The following is a 26535-nucleotide window of genomic DNA, read 5'->3' on the forward strand; positions in this document are numbered from 1 at the left end:
TCTCCTTGGTGGCTTTTAAAAACAACCACACTATCGCACAAAAGCGGATCAGGAGGCCGTCCACCACATCAAGTCCGTTGAGTGATGCAGCTGATCTTGATCGATTGGATATAGTGCGTCAGAAATTTGCAGCAGTGCCCAATCTGTCAATGCCCGGTATAAAAATATTCGCAGATGGGGTGCTTGAATTTCCGGCACAAAGTGCAGCCTTGCTTAGTCATTATAAAAACTCAGGCAAGCAAGGTGAAATGCTGTTGACGGAGGAGGGATTGAAAGCCCTCGTAGATGCTGCAGATGAAAAAGGGTTATTGGTCCATATTCATGCTTTGGGTGATCGTGCAGTAAAACAATCGCTGGACGCTTTTGAAGTCGCGCGGCAAAAGCGTGATAGCGGTATTGCGCATTCAATTACCCATTTGCAACTGGTTGATCCAAATGATTATCCACGCTTTGCGGTGTTAAATATTATGCCGGTCATGCAATTGCATTGGGCAGAGATGGATAATTATTTGCTCGATTTGGTTAAACCTTTTATCAACGATAGTGATTTTTGGCGGCAATATCCTGCACGGTCGCTGCAAAAAAACGGTGCTGTTATCGCCGGAGCAAGTGATTGGCCAATTTCAACGGCTAATCCGTGGGAGGCTATGCATCATGCCATGACCAGAGAAGGGCCGGATGGTGGTCTTAATAAAGCTGAACGTCTAGATCTCAATACGATGTTGTTAGCCTATACTATTCATGCAGCCAAAGCGGTGGGTATAGAGGATAAAACAGGCAGTCTGGTAAAAGGAAAACAGGCTGATTTTATTATCGTTGACAGGAATATTTTTGACGTCCCACATGATGAAGTTAAAAATACAAAAGTTTTGCAAACATATTTTTTAGGTAAATTAGTATATAATTTGAATTGATTATTTTGGATAAATCAAGGCGAATTTTTACTCGTATTCTGTATGTCTTGGTGTATTCAGGCTAAGAGTCGAGGGGATTAAAAATCGTTAAGAATAATAGTAATTGCGTAATTCATCAGTAGTTACGTTTTGGTGCCTCGTTGAGAGATTGAAATCCTTGTGCTACTTCCGTCTAGGCTAAGATTTTGATTTAAGGAAATTGACAATGAAGCTCTATTATAAAGCTGGTGCCTGCTCTCTAGCGCCACATATCACTTTATGCGAAACCGGGCTGGATTATAAATTAGAAGCTGTTGACCTCAAAGAAAAGAAGACAGAAACAGGTTCTGATTACTTGGCTATTAACCCGCGCGGTGCAGTTCCTGCACTGGAAGTTGCCTCTGGTGTTGTTGTCACGCAAAATGCAGCTATTTTGCAATATATTGGTGAACATTCAGATATCACTGCTTTCAAGCCGGCTTATGGCTCATTAGAACGCGCACGTTTGCAGGAAGCCTTGGGCTTCTGCTCTGATTTGCATAATGCTTTTGGACGTCTTTTCGCACCTCATCTGAGTACAGATGACAAAGCACAGGCGGTAGCCGGTGTTAACCGTCGTATGGCGCAGTTCGAAGCGATGTTAACGGACAATCAGGACTATTGGTTGGGTAGCAATGTGAGCCAAGCTGATATTTATGCGGCCGTTGTTATAAATTGGAAGGGTGTTTTGCAGCTCGATTTGAGTGCATATCCTAAAGCAATTGCGCTTTATGAGCGTGTTTTCGCGCGTCCTGCTGCTCAAAAGGTTTTGAAAGAAGAGGGATTGATATAATATCAGCACGGGCGCAATGTTTCATTGTGCCCGTTTATTATTGTGCTTAAATGTTATCTGATACAAATTTATTGCAGGTTGGTTATGGATGAAAGTATGCAAATTGCTAATTGCAGTCTGTTTGCTGGTTTCAGTGGCTTTTGTCGGCGTTCTTATTCATGATGGTGCTTTACGTGTAGCAGGAGATAAAGGGGGGCTGGATGAAGCCATTCTTGTCTTATTACTCATTATATTCTTGCCACCGGTTGCTATTTTAACCCTTACAAAAATAATCATGGCTCTTAATCGTTACTTTAAACCTTAAAATGGACATGAATGGAAATCGGTCTGTCCTCAGTTGCATAGCATAGGTTTATCTCATGATTTCTATCAGACCGGCCGTTTCTAATGATAGTCAAACATTGCAGAAACTTTTCGAACAGTTGGGTTATCAAACACAGTGTGAGAATATTAGACGACGGTTAAGTGAAAAAACTGCTTATGAAATCATTCTTGTAGCCAGTACTGATGAAGAGATTTGCGGCGTGGTGGTTTTAAACTTTATTACGCCGATGCATGAAGATGGTTGCTGGGGTGTTATTTCTGCTCTTGTTATTGATGAAAACAAGCGTTGTGCAGGCATCGGATATAGATTGCTTGCAAAGGCAGAAGCGGCAGCAAAAGCGAATGGTTGTTCGAAAATAGAACTGGCCAGCAGCATGAAAAGAGAGCGGGCGCATAAATTTTATGAAAGCCACGGCTATGAAGAAAAACGCAAGCGTTACATTAAGCTTTTAATCAGCCCGTAATTACATAAATTATCGCATGAAGTAATCAGATGGCCGATGGCCGAAGTTACGTTTGAAGGCATTGGTAAAAGCGCTCACACTTTGATAACCACAGTCCAACGCTACCGATAAAATAGTTTTGCCTTCTGCAATAGCAGGCAGGGCAGCGAGAAGGCGGGCTTGTTGATGCCATCGCCCGAATGTCATGCCGGTTGCTTGTTCGAAATGGCGCATAAAACTGCGTCTGCTCATTCCAACGGATGAAGCTGCTGTTTCGAGAGGCAGATTAATATCGGGTGTCTGTTGAATTTTTAAACAAAGTGCCTGTAAGCGAGGCTCTGCGGGCATTGGCAAATTGAACGGCTCAGTTGGTAAAAATGTCAATTCTTCCAGCGCGAGATTACTGAGCATTTCGGTAAATTGCGTGAATGACTGGTCATTTAATTCTACTAATCTTAAAATTAGTTCCCGCAGTAAATTAGATACTTCGACTACACCAGCAATATCAGGTAAGCGGCCAGTGGCGTAAGGTCTGATGAAAAGACTGCGAAATTTAACGGCACCATAACTGCGGGTTGTGTGGGAAACCATAGAAGGTATCCAGATTGCACGATTGGGCGGTGCAATCCAGGTGCCACTTGTCGTGGTGACTATCACCACACCTGATTTAGCATAAATCAATTGGCCGTCAGCATGGCTATGCGGGGGGCCTGAAAATGCACTTTCATCTTGGGCAATCGCGTAAACTGAATGTGTATGTGGGAATCGATACTCAATGACCATTTTTGACCCTTTTGATCATTATAATGGCCTTTTCAAGCAAGAATGCCAAGATTGAATATTATAATCTATGTCAGCTATCTTTCATTTTAAGAAAGTTTTCTTTTGGTTTTAAATGTACGCACCATTTTGATTGTTCTGACGAAGCTTGGCGCTTCGAAGGACAGTGCGTGCTTCAGACTTCCTCTTATTCTTCGACTTAGCTGCGATCGTCGGGCCTGACGGCACCCTGCGGTCGTAGTCTGCCGTCTGTTTTACAGTTTGAAGAGACTGGCTCGTGCCAGCATTAGAGGAATTACTTTCGTGTTGTTTAATCCTGATAGCAAATATCGTCCTTTTGTTTCACCTATTTCTTTGCCGGCTCGACAATGGCCTGAGCGCCGTTTGTCGCAAGCGCCCATCTGGGTATCGACGGATTTGCGCGATGGAAATCAGGCACTTGCAGATCCGATGGATGTGGATAAAAAAATGCGGTTTTACCGCATGCTGCTTGAAATTGGCTTCAAGGAAATTGAGGTTGCTTTTCCGTCCGCATCGCAAACGGATTTTAATTTTGTACGGCGATTGATTGAAGAAGATTTGATCCCTGATGATGTGACCATTCAGGTGTTGACGCAGTCACGTGTTGATTTGATTGAACGAACATTTGAATCTTTGCGCGGCGCTAAACAGGCTATTGTCCATCTTTATAATGCGACAGCTCCGCTATTTCGGCGCGTTGTTTTCAAAATGGAGAAACAAGAAATAATTGACTTGGCTGTTAGTGGTGTGACGGCGATGCTTGAACAAAGCAAAAAGCAACCCGATATACGGTGGATATTTGAATATTCGCCTGAGACTTTCTGTTTTACGGAACCGGAATTCGCTTTGGAAATTTGCGAAAGAGTGCTGGATGTCTGGCAGCCGACACCTGAAAATAAAGTTATTTTAAATCTTCCGGCCACAGTGGAAGTCGCAATGCCAAATGTTTATGCTGATCAGATCGAATGGTTTTGTCGACATCTATCCTGTCGCGATAGTGTGATTATCAGCGTACACCCGCATAATGATCGTGGCACAGCGGTTGCCGCTACTGAGCAGGCTTTGCTGGCTGGCGCTGACCGTGTGGAGGGTTGTCTTTTCGGCAATGGCGAGCGCACAGGGAATGTTGACCTTGTTACTCTGGCATTGAATTTTTATACACAAGGGATTGATCCCAAGCTTTATTTTCCAGAAATGCGTTCGGTTGTACGAACCGTTGAATATTGCAATGCATTGCCGGTACATCCGCGGCATCCTTATGCCGGAGAGTTGGTTCATACCGCATTTTCCGGCTCGCATCAGGATGCTATTCGTAAAGGTTTTGCGGCGCATGAAAGCCGCAATGATAGTATTTGGGAAATGCCTTATCTGCCGCTGGACCCTAAAGATATTGGTGAAAGTTATGAAGCGGTCATCCGCGTTAACAGCCAGTCCGGTAAAGGCGGTGTCGCATGGGTGCTTGAACAGGATCGGGGATTGCAATTGCCGCGGCAATTGCAAATTGATTTCAGCCGCCGGGTTCAGGATTATGCTGATGCGACAAGCAAAGAAACCACCGCAGAAATTATCTGGTCTTTGTTTAATGAGCTTTACCATTTAGATCAGAATAAAAGCTTTGAGTTGCTGACTTATAAAGACAGCAGTTTGGGACGTGCCGGCGAGGCACGGATTTTTTCGGGACGGATCATGCATCAAGGTCAGGAAGTGACTATTACGGGACGTGGGAATGGTTTGATATCAAGTGCCGTTTCAGCCTTGCAGGATGCGTTTGACTTAGGGGTGGATGTTATTGATTATCATGAGCATTCGTTGAAAAAAGGAACATTTGCGCAAGCAGCCGCCTATATTGAATGTCGTTTACCCGATGGAAAGAAAGTTTTTGGTGTCGGTATTGATGATGATGTCACAACGGCTTCAGTTCGGGCGGTGTTAAGTGCGGCAGCAAATGCCATCCAATAAAGCTGAGCGCTCTATACTTTAAGCCATAGTCCTGCCTTGAAACGCCCGCACACGATGCAAGCGTTTTGAGGCAGACATGAATATATGGCTTTGTCAAAGATGAAAATCTAAGCTTCTTATTATAATTTTTGATAATGATGAATGACAAGCTGGCGGAGAGAGCGCCCGCCGATTTCTGCAAGCTATTGATATTATTGAAGTAAATTCTTGCATTTTCCCACTTTTACCATACTTTCGTAATTAAAGTTATGGCAAAAGGAATCGGCATGGCAAGAAACAAGCTATCTGAAACTCGTATTAAATCACTGGTTAAACCGGGCATTTACTCGGATGGTGACGGCTTGTTTCTGCGTGTCAGAGCTGGTGGCTCAAAGCAGTGGTTTTTTATTTTCAAACGTCAAGGCCAGCGAACAGAATTAGGCCTTGGCGGATATGGGCAGGGAACCGCACCTGTATCGTTAGCGCTAGCTCGTGAAAAGGCTGATGCAATACGTGAGAGGCTAGCCCGTGGAGATGATTTACATAGCCGAAAAACATTTATTGACGTGATGGATGATGTTTTGGATGTTAAGCAGGCGAGCTTTAAAAATGATAAACATAAAGCTCAATGGGGAATGACGCTGACCAAGTATGCGGAGCCACTGCATAAGTTACCGATCGCCGATATCACTCGTGACCACGTTGTCGAGGTGTTGAAACCTATATGGAAAAAAATACCAGAAACAGCAGACCGCACCAGACAGCGCATAGCTGCTGTTATCGATCACGCTAAAGCCCGTGGGTTATATGTGGGGGATAATCCAGCTGATTGGCGTGGCGGTTTAAAAGAGCTGCTGCCAGCACGAAGTAAACTGAGCAGGGGGCATCATGCTGCGGTGAGCTATAAGGATTTGCCAGCCGTGATTGCTAATTTGCGAATGTCTAATGCTGTTTCCGCAAGTGCAGTGGAATTCGTTGCTTTAACGGCTGCGCGATCTGGTGAGGCACGAAATGCGACATGGGGCGAAATCGACTTCTCCGAAAAGCTTTGGATAGTGCCAGCGGAGAGAATGAAGGCATCGCGCCCGCATGAGGTGCCACTCTGTGATCGTGCGATTGAAATCCTGATGGATCGTAAAGAAAAGGCTACGGGTGAGCTGATCTTTGAAGGGGAAAGGGGGGCTAAGCCAATCTCCGACACCGCAATGACTAAGGTATTTCGTTCTGCAGGAGCTGGTGAAGCTACTTTGCACGGATTGCGAAGTAGCTTTCGCGATTGGGCAGGGGATGAAACCAGCTATCCTCGTGACGTGGCCGAAGCTGCACTTGCTCACGTGATCAGAGATAAAACGGAAGCAGCCTACCGGCGTGGAACGGCATTGGCAAAAAGACGCGAAATGATGGATGAGTGGGCTAATTACCTTGAGAATTTTTCTGTCTGATGCCGGTTGGAACATATTCCTTTGGTGGTATTTCAGTGAATTCAACCCCGCGCTCTGTAAACTCGATACCAGCAGCGTTTAGTTCGGACATGATGATGTAAAGCGAGGACTCGTGCGGTTGTCTTTTATTCGCTTCCAGATCGGCGATTGTTGAACGACTCACCATGCATCCGTCCGCCAGATAAGATTGAGACCAATTTAGTAGGGAGCGAGCAGCTCGGACTTGCGCTGATAGAAGGGAAAATTCGGTCATTCAGATAACTATCCGACATTTTGCTTGATTTTAATGGTTTTGTATCATATAAATCAAAAAGCGAGTCGGAAAGCAACAAATTTGAAAATAAAGAAATTATTTTCATTATTATAGTTGCGCAATTGCGCTCTCAAATGTCTATCTAATTGTTGTCGTCACCACCGGCACAAAACACACAAGAGGAAAAAATGAAATCAGATAATGATAATACCCCGCGCCTGATGTCCGCAAAAGAGGCATCCACAGCAACCACGATGTCCCGTGTTCTGCTTTCCATGATGGCAAAAGAGGGAAAGTTCCCACAGCCGGTCCAGATAGGCGTTAAGCGACAGGCTTACGTTAGATCCGAAGTTAATGCGTGGATTGACCAGCGCATCGCTTCTCGAGCCGCCTAACCAATCCCCCAACTCTATTTCACAAACGCGCAGTCGTGTGCCACGGTTCTGGCCGTACAAACCAGATCACCACCATAAACTTGAGGAGAATAAAATTGAATCCACGTCGTATTGAATTCTTGAAGGATAAAGCCCTCGTTCTTGCAATCGGGGAAATCCAAAATCGTAAATCAGACCACAAACCTGTCGGCGATATGCTTGGTATGATTGATGTTTTGAAGTCTGAAGTGCGTGCTGAATATCTGGCCTTGCTAGTTTTTGAAATCGAGCAATCCACAGGTGTGACCGTCGATATGTTCCCAGATTGGGAAGATCGTGATGACCACACGGATGCTGAGATCGACTATGGTGCGCGTCATGACACAGCCCTGCAAGAGTTTCGTGCCTCATACATCCGCTGCAAGGAGTTATCAGAAAATGGCGCTTTGAACGGATCGAACATTATAGATTTCGCATCGCACAAACGCCGCCGCGAGCTCGCAGCCTAAAATCTTCCACACCACCACAAACACACCTTGCGCAACTGGCGCCATGATGGCGCTCGCGCTTTTTTCACCACAACACTAGAGGAGAAATCCATGACTTTTACTAATGCAGAAAAATCCGCAGAATTTGCAAAATTCCTAATTGAGGAATACCGCGACATGAGTCGCGAAGAGCAGATCTCTGCCATCCGTGAGCGATTTCCAGATATTCAAGAAAATGAGTTTATGCGCGCCTTTGCGATAGCGGAAGAAATTGCTGTTGCTGATGCCGAGTCGTCTGTTGAGTTGCTAAAGACCAATAAGCCGCTTCCGCCATTTCATGATGATTTTCAGTGCTGCGTGATTTCTGTTTCATATGATTTTACAACAAAATTAGGAACGGCAGTTCTGCATGAAGGGCATTGTGCGGACATGGTGGGATCTATTCGTTTTTTCCACAATCTCGATGAGACTGTGGAGCGGATTGTAACCATAGGCGGTGGAGCACGCGACACGCTTTACTTGAAGCAAGATGGTGAGTGGCGTGCTCTTTTTGGTAAGGCGGCCTGACCACCATGAAAATTTTGCAAATACGGCCTGTCCCGAAAGGGGCAGGTAATACAGTCGCACGTTTTGATGTCGAGTTAGAAAATGGCGTCAAGCTGTTCAGATTACAGCTTGTAAAAACTCGTAATGGCACCCGTGTTTATGGTCCGAAGGATGATGTCAGCCACGCTTACTCATTGCCAATAGAATTGGCAGATCAACTTGCAATTCTCGCACAAAAATCAATGGGGGCAGTGGCCAATGTACGATACTAAAACAGCTGCCCAAGCTCTCCGTGGTGATGTGCATAGCCGCAACCGCATTCTCTGTCCTGGGCCTGGGCATAGCCGACATGACCGATCTTTATTAGTCACATTCACTAACGATGGTTTTGTCGTTCACTCATTCGCTGGTGATGATTTCCGTGAATGTCGTGATCATGTAAAAGCAGTCCTTGGGTTGTCAAATGAAAAGACCTTAGTTTTTCATGAGAATGCGCAGGCACTAGATGTCGAGCGGTTGCGCAGGCAGCGCGACGCTCTTTCAATATGGCAGCGATCTACCCCTATCGTTAGCACCCTTGCAGAAACTTATCTCATAAATCGCAATCTATCATATGGCGGGGATGCCCTGCGGTTTTGGCAAGGTGGCAGAGCAATGGTCGGATTGATTACCGACGTGCTTACCAATGAACCGATTGGTATCCATCGGACATATTTGAACGCAGACGGCAGTAAGAGTGCAAAGAAAATGCTCGGTACTGCAAAGGGCGGTGTGGTTCGGCTTTCTGGTGATGATGAAGTGACTGCCGGTCTTTCAATCGCTGAAGGCATAGAATCCGCATTGGGCGCCATGAAGTTTGGAGCTGCCCCTATATGGGCATGTCTTTCAGCCGGCAACATTGCGTCATTTCCGGTTTTGGATGGCATCGAAGCTCTGACAATTTATGCAGACAATGATCAGTCAGGAACGGGGCAGTCTGCAGCGTACAGATGCGCTGAGCGTTGGCACAAATCTGGTCGAGAAGTGACCGTTACAAAATCAAAAACAGTCGGTGAAGACATCGCGGATATTGCAGAGAGAGTTGCGTAATGGTGGCTATACCGAATACTAAAACGGTCGTGTTTGAGCCGGGGGAGACTGCTCCGGAACTAGAGGCGGCGAATGATAATAAACGAGGTCAACTTATCTTCATGGGTGAGGATAAGCCAATTGTACCAACTCCTGAACTAGTTCGAGAAACATTACCTCGTACAGGCGTGGGTTTTTTTGGCGGGCAGTCTGGGGCGTTTAAAACGTTTTTCTCCATTCATGCTGCTACTTGTTTTATGACGGGTGAACCTCTGGCTGGTAGGGAAATTGAGCGGATTGGTGGTGTTGTTTATCTTGCAGCGGAAGGGCAAGGGACCATAGAAGGACGCTTAAAAGCGCGGAGAAGTAAGTTGGCATCTCCAAGTGAATTGCTGCCATTTTATCGATTGGATGAAATGGGGCCTCTAATGGGGAAAGCCGCTTTTGATGCACTTGAAGAGCGGTTGATTGAAGCCGATCAGTCGTTCAAGAATAGATTTGATGTCGATTTGGTCGCTCTCTTTATCGACACGGTTACGGCGGCTGGAATGATTGCAGAGGATAAGGAAAATGACCCCGGCGCATGGCAAAAAGTCTTTGACAGATTGCAGCCAATAGCTCGTCGGCTGGGTATACTGATTATCTTAATTCATCATGCTGGCAAGAATGCCTCCGCCGGATTGCGTGGATCGTCGAATGCTCGTGCTGGTGCAGATTTTTCATTAATATTAGCATGTGAGCGGGACGAAATCACCGGCTTAACAAAAGACCACTTCCTTCACCTATCTAAGAGCCGTGAAGGAGCAGAGGGTCCCATAGCGGCCATCCATAAAGAAGAGGTTGTCATTGCTCATAGGGATGATGGGTCGCCTATTACGACGCTGGTTCTTAATTTTGATACAGGAAATAAAGCGCCAGAAAAAAAGGCCCGCCCCAATAAAACCGATGGCCCCTTCCGTGAAGCGTTACTAGTGGCTCTGATTGAATTTGGACAAGATGTGCATATTCACGGTGACGCTAGTGCACCCAAGGTCCGAGCTGTAACCAAAGCTGACCTTCGAACTGAATTCGACCGCCGATACATTTCTACTCACGATGACCCTGCTAAGCGAGCTGATTTAATCAGGCAGCAAATGACGCGCGCCATTCGCCGCGGCGTTGAAAATCGTCTCTGTTGTGCCGGCCATTGGTCAGGGCAAGAATGGGTTTGGCTCTTAGATAAATCGGCGGAATATTCGGAATTAACTGGAAAATTCCAGATAATTCAAGATGAGCCATAAGCCATCTAATAGCGGTAAATAAGGGATACCCAACATTAAAGTGGGTACCCATTTCCGCAAGGATGGAGACCGGACGGACAGGACTTATTACTATAGGGAGTCCTGTCCGAGAGTCCGATCAATTTTCAATATCACATACCACCACCACACCACACTGAGGAGAAACTAATGCCATTTATTACGGACATCTCATGGCGGCCATCAACATACAGGGCCGCACACCGTGCATGGTCGCTGAACAGCACTGAAACCGACGGCGCTATGATGCCGAAACAACGCCAGTCAAAACGCAAGCTTACAGCAGATCAGGTAAAGCGCTTTGCTCCGTTGCGAATGTTTCTGAGCGGCGTGCCTGCATCAGCGCTGACGTCGAATTGGAATATCATCCCTGATAATGACAATCGCACTGAAACTGATAGCGACGACGAAGATCATAATCCGATATCCGACTGGAAGCCGGAACGCAGCCACGATATAATCCCGTCAATAGGCGCCATAGAGAGCGCTATTGCTGATATTGAGGTTTGCCACAGGAAAGAACCTTCAATGCTTTCTGGTGGTCGCCTTGAGGCAATGCGCCCATATCGCAATGAAGAAGCTATTATTATCGGTGGCGACTTTGAACGCAACCAGCATGGCCAGATCGTTCGGATTGGCAATTTACAATTTGCTGGTGAAGATGAATATGGGATCAATCCAACTGAGTGGGTGGAGTGTGTCGGCGACGCTGGTGCCGTAATGTTTAAACGGCTACGCATGCGAACTGGTGCAATGATGCATTCCAAGGAGAGACGTGACGATATTAAGGAAACTACCGATGCGGAAGCATTGAAGGCGAGTAACGATTACTATCTTAACTTCGTTCTGCCATCGCCGAAGCGCGGCAAAGTTAAGCCGAAGGTTGCTAAACGTCCCCGCTGCGATATGTCTAATCCGCCATTGCCGCCGACGTCGCTGTCATTTGAAGAAGCTCGGGCGTGGGCTGGATTGCCATATATGAAAAAGGATAGTCAGGCAGCACTGCCAGCAGCTCCCAAGCATCTGGCCGACCTTTTTATCGGTTGCAAAAAATCAGATTGTCACGGTGGCAGCCAAGCATGGGCGGACATTTCAACTGCACTGGTAGGAAAAGAGCAATGGACTGCAGCGATGTCGCAGTTAACGAAAACTGACATCGTGTCGCTTAATGCTGTCCGCGATGCTCAGACATACGCAGATATCGGTAAAGCTCATGGCCATACCGGATCGTACGCTGAGAAGGCCGGAAAACGGCTCTTGATGGCTGCGAATGACAATTTAGGAGAAATAATAAAGAAAGTTGCAGTGTAAATGTCGGGGAATGCGGATTGAAGCCGATATGAGTATGAGGGGTTGAAAACACAGCCCCGTCTTTAGCAGGGTGGAGAAGTAGTATCTCATATGGTTCATACCCATAAGATCGCAGGTGCAATTCCTGCCTCTGCAACCAGTTTTTAGAGCCGTCCTATGGTGGACGGCTTTTCTATTCCTGCGCGCTTTGATTAGCGGCGCGGATTGTTGTGGCTCTAGCATGTTACGGTCTCCTCCCGTGTGGTCATGCTAGGGCCGCTTGCATTTTTATTTAACGCGAAATCTTTTACCTGCCTGATCGGCGGAAAGGGGACTAAATGAAATTATCTAAAGTCACCGCCGTTGTGGCGGAAGAATTAAAGCAGCCTTTTGGACGTATCATTATGGTCAGCCGTAAGCTTCAAGAAATTGGAGCAATCCCCATCGGCAATGGCGGCAGACACTCGCCAGATGTAACATACGAGCACGCCGCTTTGTTGCTTGTTGCTTTACTCATTGACCGTGCATCACATCAAGCAGCTCGTCTCGCCGTTGAAATTTGCTCTTACACGCATGCCGACGATACCGGACATGCGACGGCTGGTCATTACATTGCACAATTACTGAAAGGTGCGGATCTTTCGCATAGTGCCAACAGCCAACTTGCTTTTAAGGCTAGTGTTATCGTTCACGGCGGTGCAGAGGATGCGATTGTTGTACGGCACAGCTGCACAGATACGCCCTTGGAACTGGCATTTACCGCTGATGGTAGGACCTATGAGCCGGAATTAGCTGAGACGGTTGTTTCGGCGTTTACGCTTCCCGGTGTTGTGTTGCATCGAATTGGCCGGGCTTTGAAGTTGGAATAACTTCTAGGGTCATGATGACCTGACTTGCTGCCGCACTGATCCCTCAGTGCAGGGCTTGGAACTACATTGCCGACACATTGTCGGATTTGAAATGAGCCGTGAGTACCTTCTATGGAATTGTTGCAGCAAGAACATAGCAACCTCACTCGACAACACGATAACGGCTGGCTGCATTTATCAGACCATTATTGTGGAGCAACGAATAGTCGAGCCGGATCCCTATATTCGGAGCAAAGCCGAAACCCATAATGCGACGGGCATCGTAGGCAATAGGGACAATTACAAATTGAGAAGCGATGCCCGTTGGTACGCGAACGCTGAAAGATATGGATGGCTTCTCAATATAAGCGAAAAAACTAAAGGTGGTTTTTTAGCCAATTGCTACCATTGTCGTTGAACCCGGACCAAGCGCCTTCACCAGTTAGCTTGGCAACAAGAAGTTCGTCATTGTCATCTAAAAATTGCTTAAGGTCGTCTCTTATGTCTTTTGCTGTTTTGTCTGTAACCACGATGAATGTTGAATCAAGATGACACCAATAAGTCGGATATTTTTCTTTAATGTGGTCACGCAATTTCTTGTTCTTTGAGGTGTAGTTGTCGCCTTCTTTATTTAGGTCGTAGCCGATAAAGTAACTCATTATGTCCTCATTTTATTAGAATATATAATCGAGCAGATTCTTTTATTTTAATCAATGTATAGGTTTAAAGTTATTGGTTTTACTTAAAATTAGAAGATTTATATATATGAATTAAACTATATATAATATTTTCAATGTTAGTGTTGCTGTCTTAGAAATTTGGTTGTCAATGAGCAAAGACCACCGCAGCGCAGAAGCAGCTGCCTATCGTAAGCATTATAAAACTGCCCGATGGCGTCGTATTCGTGATGGTCAGTTATCAAAGCAACCGTTGTGTGAATGGTGCCTAATCTCCGAAATCATTGAACCTGCCACAGTCGTTCACCACGGCGATGGTGGTCACAAAGGAGATGATCACAAGTTCTGGAACGGCCCATTCATCTCACTCTGCAAGTCATGCCACGATAGTCATGGCAAGCGCGAAGACCTAGGACAGATGGTCATCAGATTCGACGCTCAAGGCTGGCCGCTCTGACCAGACCCCCTGGGGGGGTATCATCGAACCGTCGAAGGTGGTCGGTCGTGGGACCGTAAGTGGGCAAGAACGCACACGTTTTCAATTCAAAAGTTGAGGGTAAGTAAAATGGCTCGGCCTAGAACACCGAAGGCCAAGGCTGCGGTTACGGGCCAGGCTGTTAAACAAAAAACTAAATTTGACGGGCGAAAAGAACCAAAGGTTGACGCACCAGTTGGTGACCCGCCTGAATGGTTGGTTGATAATGATCTTTCCAAGGCTCGTACCGCATGGATGACTTTCACAAAAGAAATCCCCTGGTTGAATGAAACGCATCGTAGCTTTTTGGAAATTGCTGCAAATATCCGAGGTCGTTTGATGACAGGTCAGGAGGTCGGCGTGCAAGCACTTAACCTTTTGCGCCAGTGCCTCGGGCAAATGGGCGCCACGCCGGCGGATGCCACTAAGGTTTCGTTCCCAGATGGTGAAGAAGAGAAGGACGATCTCGTTGATTAAAACTCCGGCACTTGACCGTGTGAGTGCATATGCGCGTGCGGTTCTTGATGGTGTTGAAGTTGCGGGACCACATGTGCGTAATGCATGTCAGCGGCATTTTGATGATTTAGCCCAAGCCGCTGATCGCGGTTACTTTTGGGATGATGCAAAGGCTCATCGCGTTATGCGCTTCTTTGAGGAGCGCCTAAAGCTTAATGATGGCCAGTTTGACGGTAAGCCCTTTAGACTGCATGCATCCCAAGCATTTAAACTTGGTTCGTTATTCGGCTGGGTTAATGCTGATGGTAAGCGCCGTTTTCGTCGTGCTTACATAGAAGAAGGCAAGGGCAACGGTAAATCGCCATTTGCTGGTGGACTTGGTCTTTATGGCCTGATGGCTGATGGTGAGGCTGGTGCGCAAATTTATGCTGCAGCAGCCAAGAAAGAGCAGGCACAAATCCTGTTTCAGGATGCAGTTAAGATGGCCCGTGCAGCTCCTAAGTTATCAGGGCGCCTGTCATTCAGCGGCGGTATAGGGCGAGAGTTCAATGTCGCTTTTTTGGAAAAGAAGGCATTCTTTCGTCCCATTTCCAAAGATGCTGGCAAGACTGGCTCGGGTCCACGTCCACACTTCGCACTTCTAGATGAGGTGCATGAGCATCCAGACCGTTCAGTTGGTGAAATGCTCGAGCGTGGCTTTAAGTTTCGTCAGCAGCCGTTGTTGTTTATGATCACTAATAGCGGCAGCGATAGGAACTCTTTCTGCTGGGAAGAGCATGAACATGCTGTTCGTGTCGCTGCGGGCACACAAACACCTGACGATGATTTCACTTATATCGGCGAGGTGCTGGATGATACTACTTTTAGCTATGTGTGTGCCTTGGATAAGACAGACGATCCGCTCGAAGATCCGACGTGCTGGAAAAAAGCCAATCCGCTTTTAGGTGTTATTTTAACTAATGACTATCTTGCGGGTGTTGTCTCGCAGGCCAAACAAATACCAGGCAAGTTGAACGGAATTTTGCGGCTTCATTTCTGCGTCTGGACATCGGCGGATAAGGCGTGGATGCCGCGCGAGACCGTGGACAGCGTAATGGATGATTTCAATCCGCTGGAAGAGCACGCTGGCAAAAAGCTTTTCTTGTCAGTGGATTTATCTGCATCACGTGACATGACAGCATTGGCATGCGCGGTGCAGACCGGCTCCAAAGCTATGGAGCGGGAGGACGGCACGACTGTTGAGTTGCCGACCTTTGACGCGTGGATTGAAGCGTGGACGCCTGCTGACACTCTTAAAGCGCGAGCATTGGCAGATAAAATGCCTTACGATGTTTGGGTGGATCAGGGTTTCTTGAACGCGTCGCCAGGCAGCCGCATTCGTTACGATTTCGTAGCAGCTCGTGTTGCTCAGCTCGCGCAAGATTTTGAGATCGCCGGCATAGCATATGACCGCTATGCTTATGATAAATTCCGCGAGGAACTTGATGCGATTGGCGTTGAAGTGGAGCACATACCGCATCCGCAGGGCGGGAAGCGGCGGTCAAAAGCCAGTGATCAGAAAATAGAAGCTGCAAAAGCGGCAGGGTTGCCAGAGCCTCAAGGTTTATGGATGCCTGGATCTGTTACTGAGTTGGAAAATGCCATCATTGATGGTCGAGTTCGCATCAGACGTAATCCGGTGCTGATGACCGCTTTGATGGGCGCTACATTCGACCGTGATCCACTCGATAACAGGTGGTTTGTTAAGACAAAAGCATCCGTTCGCATTGATACGGCTGTGGCACTTGCAATGGTCACGGGCTTTGCCACTGACACGCCGATAGAAGCGCCGAAGCGCGAGTATCAAATGCTGATAATCGGTTAATCCAATCAAGGAAAATCAATGAATAGAGCTTATTCGGTCCTGAATATCAGGGCCGTTAATGAGGACGAGCGCGTCATTGAGGGTATTGCCTCAACGCCTACGGCTGACAGAATGGGTGATGTTGTTGAGCCTTTAGGGGCTAAATTTGCACTGCCTATGCCTCTTTTATGGCAACACAATGCTAATCAGCCTGTTGGTCATGTCGAATTCGCAGAGCCTACAGAGAAGGGCATCCCCTTTAAGGCTCGTGTTGTCAAAGTCGATGAGCCGGGCACGCTGAAAGACCGAACTGACGAAGCATGGCAAAGCGTCAAGCTTGGTCTTGTGAGTGCTGTTTCTATTGGCTTCAGGTCGCTCAGCTACGAAATAATGAAGGAAGGCGGTTTACGGTTCAAAGAGTGGGAATGGCTAGAGCTTTCCCTGGTGACCGTACCGGCTAATGCCGACGCGACCATTACCACAATTAAATCCATCGACGCACAACAGCGAGCCGCGTCTGGCAATTCTGCTGTTGATGTCGTGCGACCTTCCAAGACCGGCGTTGCGGTCAAATCCATCCCTATTACTCCGGCAAGGAATTATACAATGAACATTCAAGAACAAATCAAAGCTTTCGAAGCTACCCGCACACAGAAATCCGCTGCAATGACTGCACTGATGCAGAAGGCCGCTGATGATGGCGTAACCCTCGATGCTGATCAGTCGGCGGAATACGACGGCCTTCTGGCTGAAGTAAAGTCCATTGACGAGCATCTTGTTCGCCTGAAGGATCTGGAAAAGACTAGTGTTGCCAACGCTACAGATGTGACCGGTGTAAAAACGGTAGAAGGCGCTAGTAATGCCCGTGGCGCAGTGCCAGCAAGCGTCAAAAAAGAACTGCCGAAAGGCACAGCTTTTACACGCTATGCAATCGCCTTGGCTCGCTCTAAGGGTAATGTGATGCAGGCAGCAGAGATTGCTAAGGATTGGGGTGATACTCCAGAGGTTGAGACTGTACTTCGTGCTGCAGTTTCAGCGGGCACCACTACAGATGCCGCATGGGCAAAACCTCTTGTTGAATATCAGAATATGTCCAGCGAGTTCGTTGACCTATTGCGTCCGCAAACGATCATTGGTCGTATTCCTGGCCTTCGAAATGTGCCGTTCAACATCAACATCCCGCGTCAGACAGCAGGTTCCTCGGCTCAGTGGGTAGGAGAAGGCAAACCAAAGCCTGTAAGCTCTCTTGCATTCGATAACATCAAATTAGGTCATGCTAAGCTGGCCGGTATTGTTGTTTTGACTGATGAGCTGGTTAAATTCTCAAACCCTTCAGCGGAAGCTCTTGTGCGTCAGGATTTGATCAACACAATCGTCCAGACCATGGATAAGGATTTTGTTGATCCTGCTAAAGCGGCAGGAGCGGGAGGTGTTTCGCCTGCATCCATCACAAATGGCGTAACGCCGGTGACTGCGAGTGGTAAAACTGCGGATGATGTCCGTGCCGATGTAAAGGCACTCTTCGGTAAGTTTTTGTCAGTCAATATGTCGCTATCTGGTGCTGTATGGATCATGACAGAGACACAGGCGCTTGGTCTGGCTCTACTGTTAAATCCTCTTGGTCAGCCTGAATTCAATGGTCTGTCAATTAACGGTAACAGTGGTGGTACGTTCTTTGGTCTGCCTGTTGTGCTGTCTGAGAATATTCCGGCGAATGCTGGTTCTGGTGACCCTCTTGAGGGTGCTGGTTCACGCATTATTCTTGCAAAGGCGACCGAAATTCTATTGGCGGATGATGGTCAGGTCATGCTTGACGCATCCCGTGAAGCATCGCTTGAAATGGACAGCGCACCGAGCGGCAACGGCTCCTCGTTGATTAGCCTCTGGCAGCATAACATGGTTGGCATCCGCGCTGAGCGTTTCATCAACTGGGCAAAACGTCGTGATGGCGTTGTGCAGTTCATCGATAGCGCGAATTATGGCGGTTAAATGATTGGGGAGCTTCGGCTCCCCTCTCTTTTATAGGAGCGATGCATGAAACTTATTGCAATTAAGCCACTCCGATATGCCGGAATGTCATTGCTACCAGACGAAGAATTTGAAGCATCAGCAAAAGATGCGCGCTTGTTAAAAGCTATTGGTAAGGCTGCTGATGCACCCGAACCAGCCGCGACAATTGAGCCAAAGAAACAAATTGTTCGCAAACAACGGGCAAAAACTGGAGAATAGAATGAACTTTTTCGGTTTGTCGATTACGCGGCAGAAATCAGCCGGCCTCTCGCCCGTCGATAACCGAGGCGGTTTATGGGGCGTGATCCGTGAGCCTTTTACTGGTGCTTGGCAGCGTAATATGGAAGTCACTACTGATACAGCAGTGACAAATCCTACCTTGTTTAGATGCTTGTCGTTGATTGCTTCTGATATTGCGAAAATGCGTATTCGTTATGTCGTTGAAGATAATGACAAGATATGGACAGAAGTCGAACACACTGAGATTACCAAAGTGTTGCGCAGCCCTAATCGGTATCAAAACAGGATTCAGTTTTTCGAAAGCTGGATGATGTCCAAACTTGCTCATGGCAATACCTATGTCTTGAAGCAACGTTCTTCCGACGGCAAAATTGCTGCTCTTTATATCCTTGACCCTAATCGTGTGAAGGTTCTTATTTCCACTGATGGATCCGTCTATTATCAGCTGCAACGCGATGATTTAGCCTCACAGCACGCTGACAGTGTGACCGTTCCAGCATCTGAAATTATACACGATCGATGGAATACAATTTTCCATCCTATGGTCGGATTATCGCCTATTATGGCGGGTGGATTAGCGGCTGCTCAAGGTTTGAGCATTCAGCGAAATTCAGCAAGATTTTTCAATAACGGGTCAATGCCTGGTGGTATTTTATCCGCACCTGGTGCAATCGACCCAGAGAACGCCAAGCGTCTCAAAGATTTTTGGGATCAGAATTATACAGGTGACAATGCCGGAAAAATTGCCGTTCTTGGCGATGGCCTGAGTTATTCACCATTAGCTATGAACGCGATGGATTCTCAATTGATTGAGCAGTTGAAATGGTCTGCTGAAACGATCTGTTCGGTTATGGGCGTACCACCGCATAAGGTCGGAGTTGGACAAGCGCCATCACTCAATAACGTCGAAGCACTTGATCAGCAGTATTATTCACAGTGCGTGCAGATCCATATTGAGAGCATCGAAACGTGCCTTGATGACGGGTTTGCATGTGAGGTTGGCACGGGTACTGAATTTGATCTTTCTGATCTTTTTCGCATGGATAGTGCGACGCTCGTTAAAACCGAAGCCGATGCGGTCAAAGCAGGTATGAAAACAATTAACGAGAGTAGGCAAGTTTTGAACCTAGCACCGGTCGCAGGTGGAGATACTCCGTACTTGCAGCAACAGTATTACAGCTTAGCCGCACTTGATAAGCGCGACCAGCAGGACGATCCATTCTCAACGGGTAAATCCGACAAACCGGCGGAAGGGCTGCCACCACCACAAGAAGACCAGACAGAAAAGCTCATTGCGGCTTTCACAACAAAAGCCGCCGAGGTGCTGAAATGATTGATGCAACAAAACTAGCTGAAGCTGTTCTTGGCACTTTGAAAGGCTACGTTGATGCAGCTTGTGGTAAGCTTAACGAGCGCCTAGTCGCTGTCGAAGCCCGTGAAATGCGCGATGGTCGTGACGGCTTGCCAGGTGTACCAGGGCGTGACGGTAAAGATGGTCGTGACGGCGATAAAGGTCATGACGGTGCCGATGGCCTTGGCTTTGATGATCTGTCAATTGATTACGACGGTGAGAGGTCAATCACTTTGCGATTTGTTCAAGGTGAACGCATCAAAGAATTTCCTTTAATGCTGCCCATCCCGCTCGACCGAGGGCAATATAAGTCCGGCGCTGATTATGTTCGCGGCGATGCTGCCACATATGGCGGTTCTCTTTGGATTGCTCAAAAAGCGACTGGCGATAAGCCTGGTACGTCTGATGCATGGCGTTTAGCCGTTAAGTGCGGTCGTGATGGTAAAAATGGCAAAGACGGAGAGCGTGGCGAACGAGGCTTTGAAGGTCGGCCAGGTAAAGACCTGACACAACTTGGTCTGGATGGTGAGAAATGGTAAAACTCGTCACATTGGAAGCGGCAAAACACCGTCAGCGCATTTTCCATGATGATGATGACGCTGACCTCGAAACAATGATCGAGCAGGCTTCTGATATAATTCTCAATTATATCAACCGACCTGAAACTGAATGGACAGACCAAACCGCGCCGCCTCTGATACAGGCGGCGATTTTGTATCAGGTAGGTTTGATGTGGGCTGACCGCGGTGACACTGAGCCGATTTATACGGCTGCGGATGGTTATCTTGACCGGCGCATTACTTCCATTCTCCACCGATATCGTAAACCAATCATGGCATGAGGCAAGATATGGCTTGGGTTAAATTCAAAACTGATTTTGAATATCGGCAACCGTCACACTCGATTGATTACAAGGCAGGGTGGTCTGGATCTGTCCGTGAGCAATGCGCAGCAGCAGCCGTCGCAGCTGGGGCAGCGGATCGTATCAAGACACCTAATAAAGGCGAGGTAGTGGCTGCTGATGAAGCGCTCACGTAGCACCACGGGAACACTTAATCATCGTGTCACGTTTATGAAACGTGAAGAAATAGACGATGGTTTTGGCGGAACACGTGGCGATTGGGTTGACCAGTTCACAGTGGCCGCACGATTAAAACCGCGCATGGGGTCGGAAACGGTTATTGCTTCACGACTACAAGGCGTGCAGCCCTACACAATCACAGTGCATTCTTCCAATCAAACGCGTCAGATTACACCGGCATGGCAGGCTAAAAACACGCACACTGGTGAAGCCTACGACATCAAGTCAATCATAAACCCTGATGAGCGAAACCAATATCTTGAAATGTTGGCCGTCTATGATGGAAAAAATTGATGGTGCTTAAGACGAAAATCATGGGGCGCGAGGCTTTAACTAAGCGACTCCGTGAGTTGGCTCCGAAGGCTATTGAGGCGATGGACAAAACGAAAATGGAAGTCGCCCAAGAAGCTGCGGCAGCTATTGCGGCTCGCGCTCCAAAGTCGCCAGATGGTGGTGATTATGCCGCCAGCATTAAGGCTGAATTTCAAAGCGATCATGCAGACAAGGTAGTCTTTGGTGGTCGAAAATCAAAAGACCCAACAGCTGTCGGGATTTATGGTAACTACATCTGGCGGTTCTTGGAGTTTGGTACGAAGGCATCACTTGGAACAGCACCGCGGCGAGATCGGCGTTATAAAAAGCGTGAGGTCATGACGCAGGGTAAAGGTCCGCATGCTGCTACACCTGCACAGCCACATGTGTTTCCCGTCTGGCGTGGAATGCGGAAAAAGGCTCTCAGCCAGATCAGGCGTGCCCTGAATAAGGGTGTCCGCGAAGCCATGGGTAAAAAGTAAATGGCATCAGCAAGTTTAGAATTGCAGGGTGCTATTGTAATGGCACTTAAATCCAGCCCCGTTGTGACTGCCTTGGTAGATCAAAAGATTTATGACATGGCACCGGCAGATGCACAAACGCCATATGTCGTCATGGGTGATTTTGACGAACACCGAACTGATGCCACATGTTTAAAAGCCCGTAGGATTTACGCAACGCTGCATGTGTGGTCAGCGGCAGCTGGTTTTATGGAAGTTCGGCAAGTTGCTGAGGCTGTTGCTGAAACATTGCATCATGCTCCACTCGTCTTGACCTCAAATCGTCTGGTCAGTCTCGACCATTCTAAAACACGCGTGATGCGTGACCTTGATGGCATCCATTCCCATGCCGTCATTGAATTAGTGGCTTACACCGAAAAAGCCTGACCACCTTTCACAATCAGTAACTAACGGCCTGCCATTCGGTGGGTTTTTTTATTTTAGGATTATCAAATGTCAGATCAACAGACAGGTCGCCTGCTGCTTATTCAAATTGGCAACGGTGAAACACCAGAAGAATTCAAAAATCTTTGCGGGTTGAATACACGTTCATTTAATATGTCTGCCAATGAAGTCGATACTACTATGGTCGATTGCGAGAACCCAGATGCGACTCCGCAGAAGACTTCGATGCCCGGCATTAAGAACCGCACATTTACAGGCTCTGGCAAATTTGTTGCGGGTGCTGACACGGCGAAGTTCCGCGGTTACGTAAATGATGCGGTGCCATTTAATGCGAAAGTGATTGTGCCAGGCTGGGGTAGCTTCACCGGTTCGTGGTTTGTATCGGATTTTGAACTGTCCGGTGAAATGGAAGGCAATATGGATTTCTCAGCTACCTTTATGGCAGCCGGCCCTCTTGCTTTCGTGGCGGAGTAATCCTCATGAAACTGCCAGTTAACGGTGAGCGTGGTGAAGTTGGTATTGCCATAGGTGATACCGAAATTGTTATCGCAGCCACAATGGAAGGCTTGGCCAATGTGTCCACTGAGCTGAAATGCAAATCGCTTTTAGATTTGTACGAGCGGCTTGGGCAGGTGGAGGTCGCAGCCACGATTGCCGGTATTCGTCACTTGACGGTACGCGGCAATAAAGAAGCTGCGATTGCCAAGCTTAAGATCCGGCATTTCAAAGTTCTTTCGGAAGCTTTCAACGCGGCTCTTGCACATCATCATGATGGTGAATCGGGAAACGAGGAGCCAGGGGAAGCTCAAATGTAGCTGACGGCTCCCCTTGGCGAGACTGGCAAAAGTCAGCCTACGGTGTTCTGCGTTGGACGCCTGAAACTTTTTGGCGCTCCACATTAAGTGAGTTCATTGCTGCCATTGAAGGCTTCACAGAAGCCCGTGGTGGAAAGAAATCTACAGAACATCCAACCGATGATCAGTTGGATGATTTACTCGCAAAATATGGATGACGCATTTTCAGGCCGCCTTGTGCGGCCTTTTTTATTGTATTTTTTGGAGGTTCACGTTGGCCGAAGATTCCGATGATATTATTTTATCCATTTCCGCTGACGTGGCAGCCTTGCGCCGTAGTCAGAAGAAAATGGAAGAGGCTGTAAATGGCTTCAGCAAATCGGCAGATAAGCGTTTTCAGGCAGTATCAAAATCTGCAGACAACAATTTTAAAGCCATTGAGCGGAATGCTCAGAAATTACGCCGCGAATTAGACGGTATTTTCCAAAAACCGATGGCAGGCATTGGCGGGATAGCAGGTGGAATTGGTGCAGTATTAGGCACGAATGAACTGCGCAAGATGACCGACACTTGGACGGATCTGACCTCTCGCGTGAACCTTGCCGCCGGTTCAATAGAGAATGGAACAGAGGTCATGGGTCGTCTTGGTCAAATGGCCAGACGCACTTATTCAGACCTTGAGCAGACTACAGAAAGCTATCTGGCAAATAGCACGGCGCTGAAAGACTTGGGCTATAGCACCAATCAGTCGCTAGATTATACTGAAGCCTTAAACAACGCTTTGGTTGTTTCCGGTGCGAAGGGTGACAAGGCAGCCCGCGTCATCGATGCGCTTTCTAAAGCTATGGCCGTGGGCAAGCTCTCCGGAACCAATTTGAATACAGTCATTGAATCCGGTGGCCGCGTCGCGGAAGCATTGGCCGAAAGTTTAGGTACAACAGTTAGCGGATTACGTGGGCTTGGCGCTCAAGGAAAGATCACCGGCAACGATATTGTTAAGGGACTTTCTGGGCAGCTGGAGAAGCTTCGCAAGGAAGCTGAATCTATGCCGGCAACGATTAGCGATGGTTTCACATTGCTGAATAATGCGTTGCTTGAGTATGTCGGGAACGCTGATACGGCGACGGGTGTTTCCGCTAAAGTCTCAGAAGCACTCATTATTATTGCAGACAACTTTGATAAAGTTGCCGATGCCGGCTTGCAAGTTGCCGCTGTTTTTGCAGGTGCTCTGGTTGGTCGCTCATTGATGGGCATGATCCGAACTTTAGGCATGACAACGACAGAAGTGTTGAAGCTTACACGCGCTCTCAATGCCGCTAAAGGCGCAGGCGGTGTGGTTACTGCTCTTGGTGGTATGGGCGCTGCTGCTGGTCCACTTGGCGCTATTGTGGGCGGTGCATTGGTCTTTGCGATGACCAAATACACACTAAGCACCATGGAAGCCAAACAAAACTCTGATGCATTGCGCACAGAAATGGAAAAGCTTGGTCTTGTTGCTCCGCGTGTTGCGGATGCGGTTGATGGTGTTACTGAATCGTTGGACAAGCTGAGTGCCGCAGATAAGGCACGCAAGCTCAAGAAAATCGCAGATGAATTAGATCGGCTGCGTAACGGTGGACCGCTCAGCAGACTGTTCGGCCAAGGCGATGAGCTAGATGCGCTGGCTGGCTATACAAAGCAGCCACTGCAAAATCTCTATCAGAATTTATCTATGCCTGAAGCTGACAAGTCAGCAAGGAGAGAGATTCTTAAAATCATTGCCGAATTTCAAGGCTTTGAAATAAATGCTGACAAGGTAAAGCAAAAGCTTGAGGCAATAAATAACACGCCCATCAGCGACGCTGTGGTTGAGTTGACCAAGCGTGTGCAAGAAACTGTTGATCATATGTCCGGCCTGCAAGCTATGTCCACACGTGTTGGGGACATGCCAGAGCTTACGATTGCCACACAGAAGGTGCAGGATCTCGCAGATCACCTTGATATGCTCGCGACTAAAGGCGAGATAAAGCCGCAGTTAAAAGCTGACACACAAGAGATCATCGACAAGTTTGTGAAGGCTGGCGGCAGTGCTGATGATGCATTGACCGCAATCAATAACCTCTCGCAAGCTAATCCGAACATGAGCGCGTTCTTTGAAAAAATGGCTTCTGCCATCAAGGTTCTTGCTAATGTTCGTGATGCGGCTCGTGAAGCAGGGCAGGCCATGGCTGGAGCTTATCCGCGTGGTCCTGATGAGAACAAGCAAGCGAGATCGTCGTTAGACCCATATATTCAACAGCGCAAAGCTGAGAATGAAGCCGCCAAAGCTTTTGAGCAAAACGCCATACGACGCACCAAGCTGACTAAAGATCAGCTTGCCCTTGAAAACAAGATTGCTGAAGTTCGTAAGCGCCTTGAAACTGAGGGCATCAAGAATCCTGAAAAAGGTTTGGCCGAGCGCATTGCACAGGCAGAGCTTGCAGCTGATAAAGCGCGGTCGGGTGAGGGCAAAAAGCCCAAGTCGGAAAAGTCACACCAGAAGACAACTGAACAACAGATTGATACGGACATTCAAGCGGTTCGTGATCGTACAGCGGCTTTGCAATCCGAAATCGCTGCCGTTGGTATGTCCTATCAGGAAAACGAAAAGCGCAAGATTTCTCTGGATCTGGAACAGGCTGCACTGGCAAAGCTTCGTGATGAAGCCATTAAAAAAGGCCAGACTGATCTTTCCGGCATTAAGTTGTCAGAACAGCAACGCCAAAAAATTGAAGAAGTTTCTGCCGCATACGCACAGCAAGCTGAAGAACTTCGGCGCGTTCAGGAAAAGCAACAGGATGTTGAACAGGCATCAGCGGATTTCTATCAAACGTTTAAGAGCGGAACGCTCGACGCAATCACGGGCGCTAAGTCTTTATCCGACGCTCTGTCGGATATCCTGAATAAACTTGCACAGATGCTTTTGAATAGTGCTTTCGATGCTTTGTTTAAGCCGTCTTCAGGTGGTGTGGCAGGCGGCACATTCGGCAGCGCCTTTGATTTCATAGGTGGTTTGCTCGGACGCAAAGATGGTGGCTCTGTAACCGAAGTGCCAGGCGGCGGTCGTATAAGTGGCGCAGGCGGCCCACGTGATGACAAGGTACTGCTGCGCGCCTCTAACGGTGAGTACATCATGAATGCGGATGCAACGGCCAAATATGGCTGGTTGCTAGAAGCCATGAATAAGGGCCAATTACCAGCTTTGCGTGATGGTGGAGCAGTCGGCGTTCCAAACATTAGAACTCCGTCAATTCCATTGCCTCGGGTGCCGGATATTTCGTCCCCTGCTGAGAGAAAAGAAACTGGCCCTCAAGAGATAACCATATCTGTCGATGTATCAGGTGCACGCGGAAACCAAGAGATTGAACAGATGGTTCAACAGGGTGTTCAGCGTGGAATTAAGGGCTTCTCAGAAAGCAACCACTTTGTAAACCTAGTAGGGCGTTCAGTAGTTCAGGCGCAGTCACGTGGCGTAATTAGATAATTCTCGGCGTGGGAAACCACGCCTTTTCTATAGGTGAAGACATGAAAATTT

General features: G+C 47.7%; 31 protein-coding genes, 1 tRNA gene and 1 pseudogene. 30 read left to right on the plus strand and 3 right to left on the minus strand.

Annotated elements, in window-relative coordinates; all coding sequences use genetic code 11:
- Window positions 1–68: 68 nt before the first annotated feature.
- The 4 genes and pseudogenes from ACI0FR_RS13740 to ACI0FR_RS13755 form a co-directional block, all read left to right on the plus strand.
- Window positions 69–914, plus strand: a pseudogene (locus tag ACI0FR_RS13740) (amidohydrolase); the annotation flags it as partial.
- Window positions 915–1119: 205 nt separating this feature from the next.
- A complete protein-coding gene (locus ACI0FR_RS13745) occupies window positions 1120–1725 on the plus strand; it encodes a glutathione binding-like protein (protein WP_404906177.1) in 606 nt (201 codons plus the stop codon).
- Window positions 1726–1813: 88 nt separating this feature from the next.
- Entirely contained in the window at window positions 1814–2029 is a 216-nt protein-coding gene (locus ACI0FR_RS13750; protein WP_404909696.1) for a hypothetical protein, read from the plus strand.
- A gap of 55 nt (window positions 2030–2084) precedes the next feature.
- Window positions 2085–2513 carry a GNAT family N-acetyltransferase gene (locus tag ACI0FR_RS13755; RefSeq protein WP_404906175.1) on the plus strand — a complete coding sequence of 143 codons (429 nt, stop codon included), beginning with the start codon at window positions 2085–2087 and terminating at the stop codon, window positions 2511–2513.
- Between the two features lie 9 nt (window positions 2514–2522).
- On the opposite strand, the gene ACI0FR_RS13760 is transcribed toward ACI0FR_RS13755, so the two are convergent.
- A complete protein-coding gene (locus tag ACI0FR_RS13760; RefSeq protein WP_404906174.1) occupies window positions 2523–3275 on the minus strand; it encodes an AraC family transcriptional regulator in 753 nt (250 codons plus the stop codon).
- Between the two features lie 300 nt (window positions 3276–3575).
- Here ACI0FR_RS13760 and leuA point away from each other — a divergent pair, with 300 nt between their 5' ends.
- A complete protein-coding gene (gene leuA, locus ACI0FR_RS13765) occupies window positions 3576–5252 on the plus strand; it encodes a 2-isopropylmalate synthase (protein ID WP_404906173.1) in 1677 nt (558 codons plus the stop codon).
- A gap of 266 nt (window positions 5253–5518) precedes the next feature.
- Window positions 5519–6673, plus strand: a complete 1155-nt coding sequence (locus tag ACI0FR_RS13770; protein WP_404906172.1) for a tyrosine-type recombinase/integrase — start codon at window positions 5519–5521, stop codon at window positions 6671–6673.
- Here ACI0FR_RS13770 and ACI0FR_RS13775 read toward each other — a convergent pair.
- Window positions 6645–6926 carry a helix-turn-helix transcriptional regulator gene (locus ACI0FR_RS13775; RefSeq protein ID WP_404906171.1) on the minus strand — a complete coding sequence of 94 codons (282 nt, stop codon included), beginning with the start codon at window positions 6924–6926 and terminating at the stop codon, window positions 6645–6647. The genes ACI0FR_RS13770 and ACI0FR_RS13775 overlap by 29 nt on opposite strands.
- 221 nt (window positions 6927–7147) lie before the next feature.
- Here ACI0FR_RS13775 and ACI0FR_RS13780 point away from each other — a divergent pair, with 221 nt between their 5' ends.
- From ACI0FR_RS13780 to ACI0FR_RS13820, 9 genes are all read left to right on the plus strand, one after another.
- Window positions 7148–7321 carry a helix-turn-helix transcriptional regulator gene (locus ACI0FR_RS13780; protein WP_461667959.1) on the plus strand — a complete coding sequence of 58 codons (174 nt, stop codon included), beginning with the start codon at window positions 7148–7150 and terminating at the stop codon, window positions 7319–7321.
- Window positions 7322–7416: 95 nt separating this feature from the next.
- Complete coding sequence (locus ACI0FR_RS13785) at window positions 7417–7809, plus strand: hypothetical protein (protein WP_404906169.1); 393 nt, start codon at window positions 7417–7419, stop codon at window positions 7807–7809.
- A 90-nt stretch (window positions 7810–7899) separates the two neighbouring features.
- Entirely contained in the window at window positions 7900–8355 is a 456-nt protein-coding gene (locus ACI0FR_RS13790; protein ID WP_404906168.1) for a hypothetical protein, read from the plus strand.
- A gap of 5 nt (window positions 8356–8360) precedes the next feature.
- Window positions 8361–8606 (plus strand): hypothetical protein, encoded by a 246-nt coding sequence (locus ACI0FR_RS13795; protein ID WP_404906167.1) that lies wholly within the window; start codon window positions 8361–8363, stop codon window positions 8604–8606.
- Window positions 8593–9423, plus strand: coding sequence for a DUF7146 domain-containing protein (locus ACI0FR_RS13800; RefSeq protein ID WP_404906166.1), 831 nt, complete (start codon window positions 8593–8595; stop codon window positions 9421–9423). The genes ACI0FR_RS13795 and ACI0FR_RS13800 overlap by 14 nt, the downstream gene beginning before the upstream one ends.
- The gene (locus ACI0FR_RS13805) at window positions 9423–10682 is read left to right on the plus strand and encodes an AAA family ATPase (RefSeq protein WP_404906165.1); all 1260 of its coding nucleotides are present in this window, start codon (window positions 9423–9425) and stop codon (window positions 10680–10682) included. The genes ACI0FR_RS13800 and ACI0FR_RS13805 overlap by 1 nt, the downstream gene beginning before the upstream one ends.
- Before the next feature lie 168 nt (window positions 10683–10850).
- Window positions 10851–12011, plus strand: a complete 1161-nt coding sequence (locus tag ACI0FR_RS13810; protein WP_404906164.1) for a hypothetical protein — start codon at window positions 10851–10853, stop codon at window positions 12009–12011.
- A gap of 64 nt (window positions 12012–12075) precedes the next feature.
- Window positions 12076–12150, plus strand: a tRNA-Met gene (locus ACI0FR_RS13815).
- A gap of 178 nt (window positions 12151–12328) precedes the next feature.
- Window positions 12329–12859, plus strand: coding sequence for a hypothetical protein (locus ACI0FR_RS13820; RefSeq protein WP_404906163.1), 531 nt, complete (start codon window positions 12329–12331; stop codon window positions 12857–12859).
- 356 nt (window positions 12860–13215) lie between these two features.
- On the opposite strand, the gene ACI0FR_RS13825 is transcribed toward ACI0FR_RS13820, so the two are convergent.
- Window positions 13216–13497, minus strand: a complete 282-nt coding sequence (locus tag ACI0FR_RS13825) for a CRISPR-associated protein Cas2 (RefSeq protein WP_404906162.1) — start codon at window positions 13495–13497, stop codon at window positions 13216–13218.
- Window positions 13498–13666: 169 nt separating this feature from the next.
- Here ACI0FR_RS13825 and ACI0FR_RS13830 point away from each other — a divergent pair, with 169 nt between their 5' ends.
- The 15 genes from ACI0FR_RS13830 (at window position 13667) to ACI0FR_RS13900 (ending at window position 26484) form a co-directional block, all read left to right on the plus strand.
- The gene (locus ACI0FR_RS13830; RefSeq protein WP_404906161.1) at window positions 13667–13972 is read left to right on the plus strand and encodes an HNH endonuclease; all 306 of its coding nucleotides are present in this window, start codon (window positions 13667–13669) and stop codon (window positions 13970–13972) included.
- 108 nt (window positions 13973–14080) lie between these two features.
- Window positions 14081–14467 carry a hypothetical protein gene (locus tag ACI0FR_RS13835; protein ID WP_404906160.1) on the plus strand — a complete coding sequence of 129 codons (387 nt, stop codon included), beginning with the start codon at window positions 14081–14083 and terminating at the stop codon, window positions 14465–14467.
- Window positions 14460–16310, plus strand: a complete 1851-nt coding sequence (locus ACI0FR_RS13840) for a terminase large subunit (protein WP_374829671.1) — start codon at window positions 14460–14462, stop codon at window positions 16308–16310. The genes ACI0FR_RS13835 and ACI0FR_RS13840 overlap by 8 nt, the downstream gene beginning before the upstream one ends.
- A gap of 18 nt (window positions 16311–16328) precedes the next feature.
- Window positions 16329–18278, plus strand: a complete 1950-nt coding sequence (locus tag ACI0FR_RS13845; RefSeq protein ID WP_404906159.1) for a phage major capsid protein — start codon at window positions 16329–16331, stop codon at window positions 18276–18278.
- Window positions 18279–18323: 45 nt separating this feature from the next.
- A complete protein-coding gene (locus ACI0FR_RS13850; RefSeq protein WP_404906158.1) occupies window positions 18324–18518 on the plus strand; it encodes a DUF7210 family protein in 195 nt (64 codons plus the stop codon).
- Between the two features lies 1 nt (window position 18519).
- The gene (locus ACI0FR_RS13855) at window positions 18520–19872 is read left to right on the plus strand and encodes a phage portal protein (RefSeq protein ID WP_374829679.1); all 1353 of its coding nucleotides are present in this window, start codon (window positions 18520–18522) and stop codon (window positions 19870–19872) included.
- Window positions 19869–20429, plus strand: coding sequence for a collagen-like domain-containing protein (locus ACI0FR_RS13860; protein ID WP_374829681.1), 561 nt, complete (start codon window positions 19869–19871; stop codon window positions 20427–20429). Before ACI0FR_RS13855 ends, ACI0FR_RS13860 begins: the two co-directional genes overlap by 4 nt.
- A complete protein-coding gene (locus ACI0FR_RS13865; protein ID WP_404906157.1) occupies window positions 20423–20731 on the plus strand; it encodes a head-tail connector protein in 309 nt (102 codons plus the stop codon). The genes ACI0FR_RS13860 and ACI0FR_RS13865 overlap by 7 nt, the downstream gene beginning before the upstream one ends.
- Before the next feature lie 180 nt (window positions 20732–20911).
- Entirely contained in the window at window positions 20912–21265 is a 354-nt protein-coding gene (locus ACI0FR_RS13870) for a phage head closure protein (protein ID WP_404906156.1), read from the plus strand.
- Window positions 21265–21765: an HK97 gp10 family phage protein gene (locus tag ACI0FR_RS13875; protein WP_404906155.1), complete on the plus strand. Its 501-nt coding sequence runs from the start codon at window positions 21265–21267 to the stop codon at window positions 21763–21765. The genes ACI0FR_RS13870 and ACI0FR_RS13875 overlap by 1 nt, the downstream gene beginning before the upstream one ends.
- Complete coding sequence (locus tag ACI0FR_RS13880) at window positions 21766–22170, plus strand: DUF3168 domain-containing protein (protein ID WP_404906154.1); 405 nt, start codon at window positions 21766–21768, stop codon at window positions 22168–22170.
- Window positions 22171–22236: 66 nt separating this feature from the next.
- A complete protein-coding gene (locus ACI0FR_RS13885) occupies window positions 22237–22662 on the plus strand; it encodes a phage major tail protein, TP901-1 family (RefSeq protein ID WP_404906153.1) in 426 nt (141 codons plus the stop codon).
- Window positions 22663–22667: 5 nt separating this feature from the next.
- Window positions 22668–23003 (plus strand): hypothetical protein, encoded by a 336-nt coding sequence (locus ACI0FR_RS13890; protein ID WP_404906152.1) that lies wholly within the window; start codon window positions 22668–22670, stop codon window positions 23001–23003.
- Window positions 22967–23200, plus strand: coding sequence for a phage tail assembly chaperone (locus ACI0FR_RS13895; protein ID WP_404906189.1), 234 nt, complete (start codon window positions 22967–22969; stop codon window positions 23198–23200). The genes ACI0FR_RS13890 and ACI0FR_RS13895 overlap by 37 nt, the downstream gene beginning before the upstream one ends.
- Before the next feature lie 56 nt (window positions 23201–23256).
- A complete protein-coding gene (locus tag ACI0FR_RS13900) occupies window positions 23257–26484 on the plus strand; it encodes a tape measure protein (protein ID WP_404906151.1) in 3228 nt (1075 codons plus the stop codon).
- The last annotated feature ends 51 nt before the right edge of the window (window positions 26485–26535 follow it).

It is taken from the genome of Paenochrobactrum sp. BZR 201-1 (assembly GCF_044987585.2).
GTDB classification, from domain to species: Bacteria; Pseudomonadota; Alphaproteobacteria; order Rhizobiales; family Rhizobiaceae; genus Paenochrobactrum; species Paenochrobactrum pullorum.

Excerpts from the sequence above, each read along its gene's own strand:
- ACI0FR_RS13745 (WP_404906177.1), top strand. The coding sequence starts at position 1,120 with ATGAAGCTCTATTATAAAGCTGGTGCCTGCTCTCTAGCGCCACATATC.
- ACI0FR_RS13750 (WP_404909696.1), top strand. The coding sequence starts at position 1,814 with ATGAAAGTATGCAAATTGCTAATTGCAGTCTGTTTGCTGGTTTCAGTG.
- ACI0FR_RS13755 (WP_404906175.1), top strand. The coding sequence starts at position 2,085 with ATGATTTCTATCAGACCGGCCGTTTCTAATGATAGTCAAACATTGCAG.
- ACI0FR_RS13760 (WP_404906174.1), bottom strand. The coding sequence starts at position 3,275 with ATGGTCATTGAGTATCGATTCCCACATACACATTCAGTTTACGCGATT.
- ACI0FR_RS13770 (WP_404906172.1), top strand. The coding sequence starts at position 5,519 with ATGGCAAGAAACAAGCTATCTGAAACTCGTATTAAATCACTGGTTAAA.
- ACI0FR_RS13775 (WP_404906171.1), bottom strand. The coding sequence starts at position 6,926 with ATGACCGAATTTTCCCTTCTATCAGCGCAAGTCCGAGCTGCTCGCTCC.
- ACI0FR_RS13780 (WP_461667959.1), top strand. The coding sequence starts at position 7,148 with ATGTCCGCAAAAGAGGCATCCACAGCAACCACGATGTCCCGTGTTCTG.
- ACI0FR_RS13790 (WP_404906168.1), top strand. The coding sequence starts at position 7,900 with ATGACTTTTACTAATGCAGAAAAATCCGCAGAATTTGCAAAATTCCTA.
- ACI0FR_RS13795 (WP_404906167.1), top strand. The coding sequence starts at position 8,361 with ATGAAAATTTTGCAAATACGGCCTGTCCCGAAAGGGGCAGGTAATACA.
- ACI0FR_RS13800 (WP_404906166.1), top strand. The coding sequence starts at position 8,593 with ATGTACGATACTAAAACAGCTGCCCAAGCTCTCCGTGGTGATGTGCAT.
- ACI0FR_RS13805 (WP_404906165.1), top strand. The coding sequence starts at position 9,423 with ATGGTGGCTATACCGAATACTAAAACGGTCGTGTTTGAGCCGGGGGAG.
- ACI0FR_RS13810 (WP_404906164.1), top strand. The coding sequence starts at position 10,851 with ATGCCATTTATTACGGACATCTCATGGCGGCCATCAACATACAGGGCC.
- ACI0FR_RS13820 (WP_404906163.1), top strand. The coding sequence starts at position 12,329 with ATGAAATTATCTAAAGTCACCGCCGTTGTGGCGGAAGAATTAAAGCAG.
- ACI0FR_RS13825 (WP_404906162.1), bottom strand. The coding sequence starts at position 13,497 with ATGAGTTACTTTATCGGCTACGACCTAAATAAAGAAGGCGACAACTAC.
- ACI0FR_RS13830 (WP_404906161.1), top strand. The coding sequence starts at position 13,667 with ATGAGCAAAGACCACCGCAGCGCAGAAGCAGCTGCCTATCGTAAGCAT.
- ACI0FR_RS13835 (WP_404906160.1), top strand. The coding sequence starts at position 14,081 with ATGGCTCGGCCTAGAACACCGAAGGCCAAGGCTGCGGTTACGGGCCAG.
- ACI0FR_RS13845 (WP_404906159.1), top strand. The coding sequence starts at position 16,329 with ATGAATAGAGCTTATTCGGTCCTGAATATCAGGGCCGTTAATGAGGAC.
- ACI0FR_RS13850 (WP_404906158.1), top strand. The coding sequence starts at position 18,324 with ATGAAACTTATTGCAATTAAGCCACTCCGATATGCCGGAATGTCATTG.
- ACI0FR_RS13855 (WP_374829679.1), top strand. The coding sequence starts at position 18,520 with ATGAACTTTTTCGGTTTGTCGATTACGCGGCAGAAATCAGCCGGCCTC.
- ACI0FR_RS13860 (WP_374829681.1), top strand. The coding sequence starts at position 19,869 with ATGATTGATGCAACAAAACTAGCTGAAGCTGTTCTTGGCACTTTGAAA.
- ACI0FR_RS13865 (WP_404906157.1), top strand. The coding sequence starts at position 20,423 with ATGGTAAAACTCGTCACATTGGAAGCGGCAAAACACCGTCAGCGCATT.
- ACI0FR_RS13870 (WP_404906156.1), top strand. The coding sequence starts at position 20,912 with ATGAAGCGCTCACGTAGCACCACGGGAACACTTAATCATCGTGTCACG.
- ACI0FR_RS13875 (WP_404906155.1), top strand. The coding sequence starts at position 21,265 with ATGGTGCTTAAGACGAAAATCATGGGGCGCGAGGCTTTAACTAAGCGA.
- ACI0FR_RS13880 (WP_404906154.1), top strand. The coding sequence starts at position 21,766 with ATGGCATCAGCAAGTTTAGAATTGCAGGGTGCTATTGTAATGGCACTT.
- ACI0FR_RS13885 (WP_404906153.1), top strand. The coding sequence starts at position 22,237 with ATGTCAGATCAACAGACAGGTCGCCTGCTGCTTATTCAAATTGGCAAC.
- ACI0FR_RS13890 (WP_404906152.1), top strand. The coding sequence starts at position 22,668 with ATGAAACTGCCAGTTAACGGTGAGCGTGGTGAAGTTGGTATTGCCATA.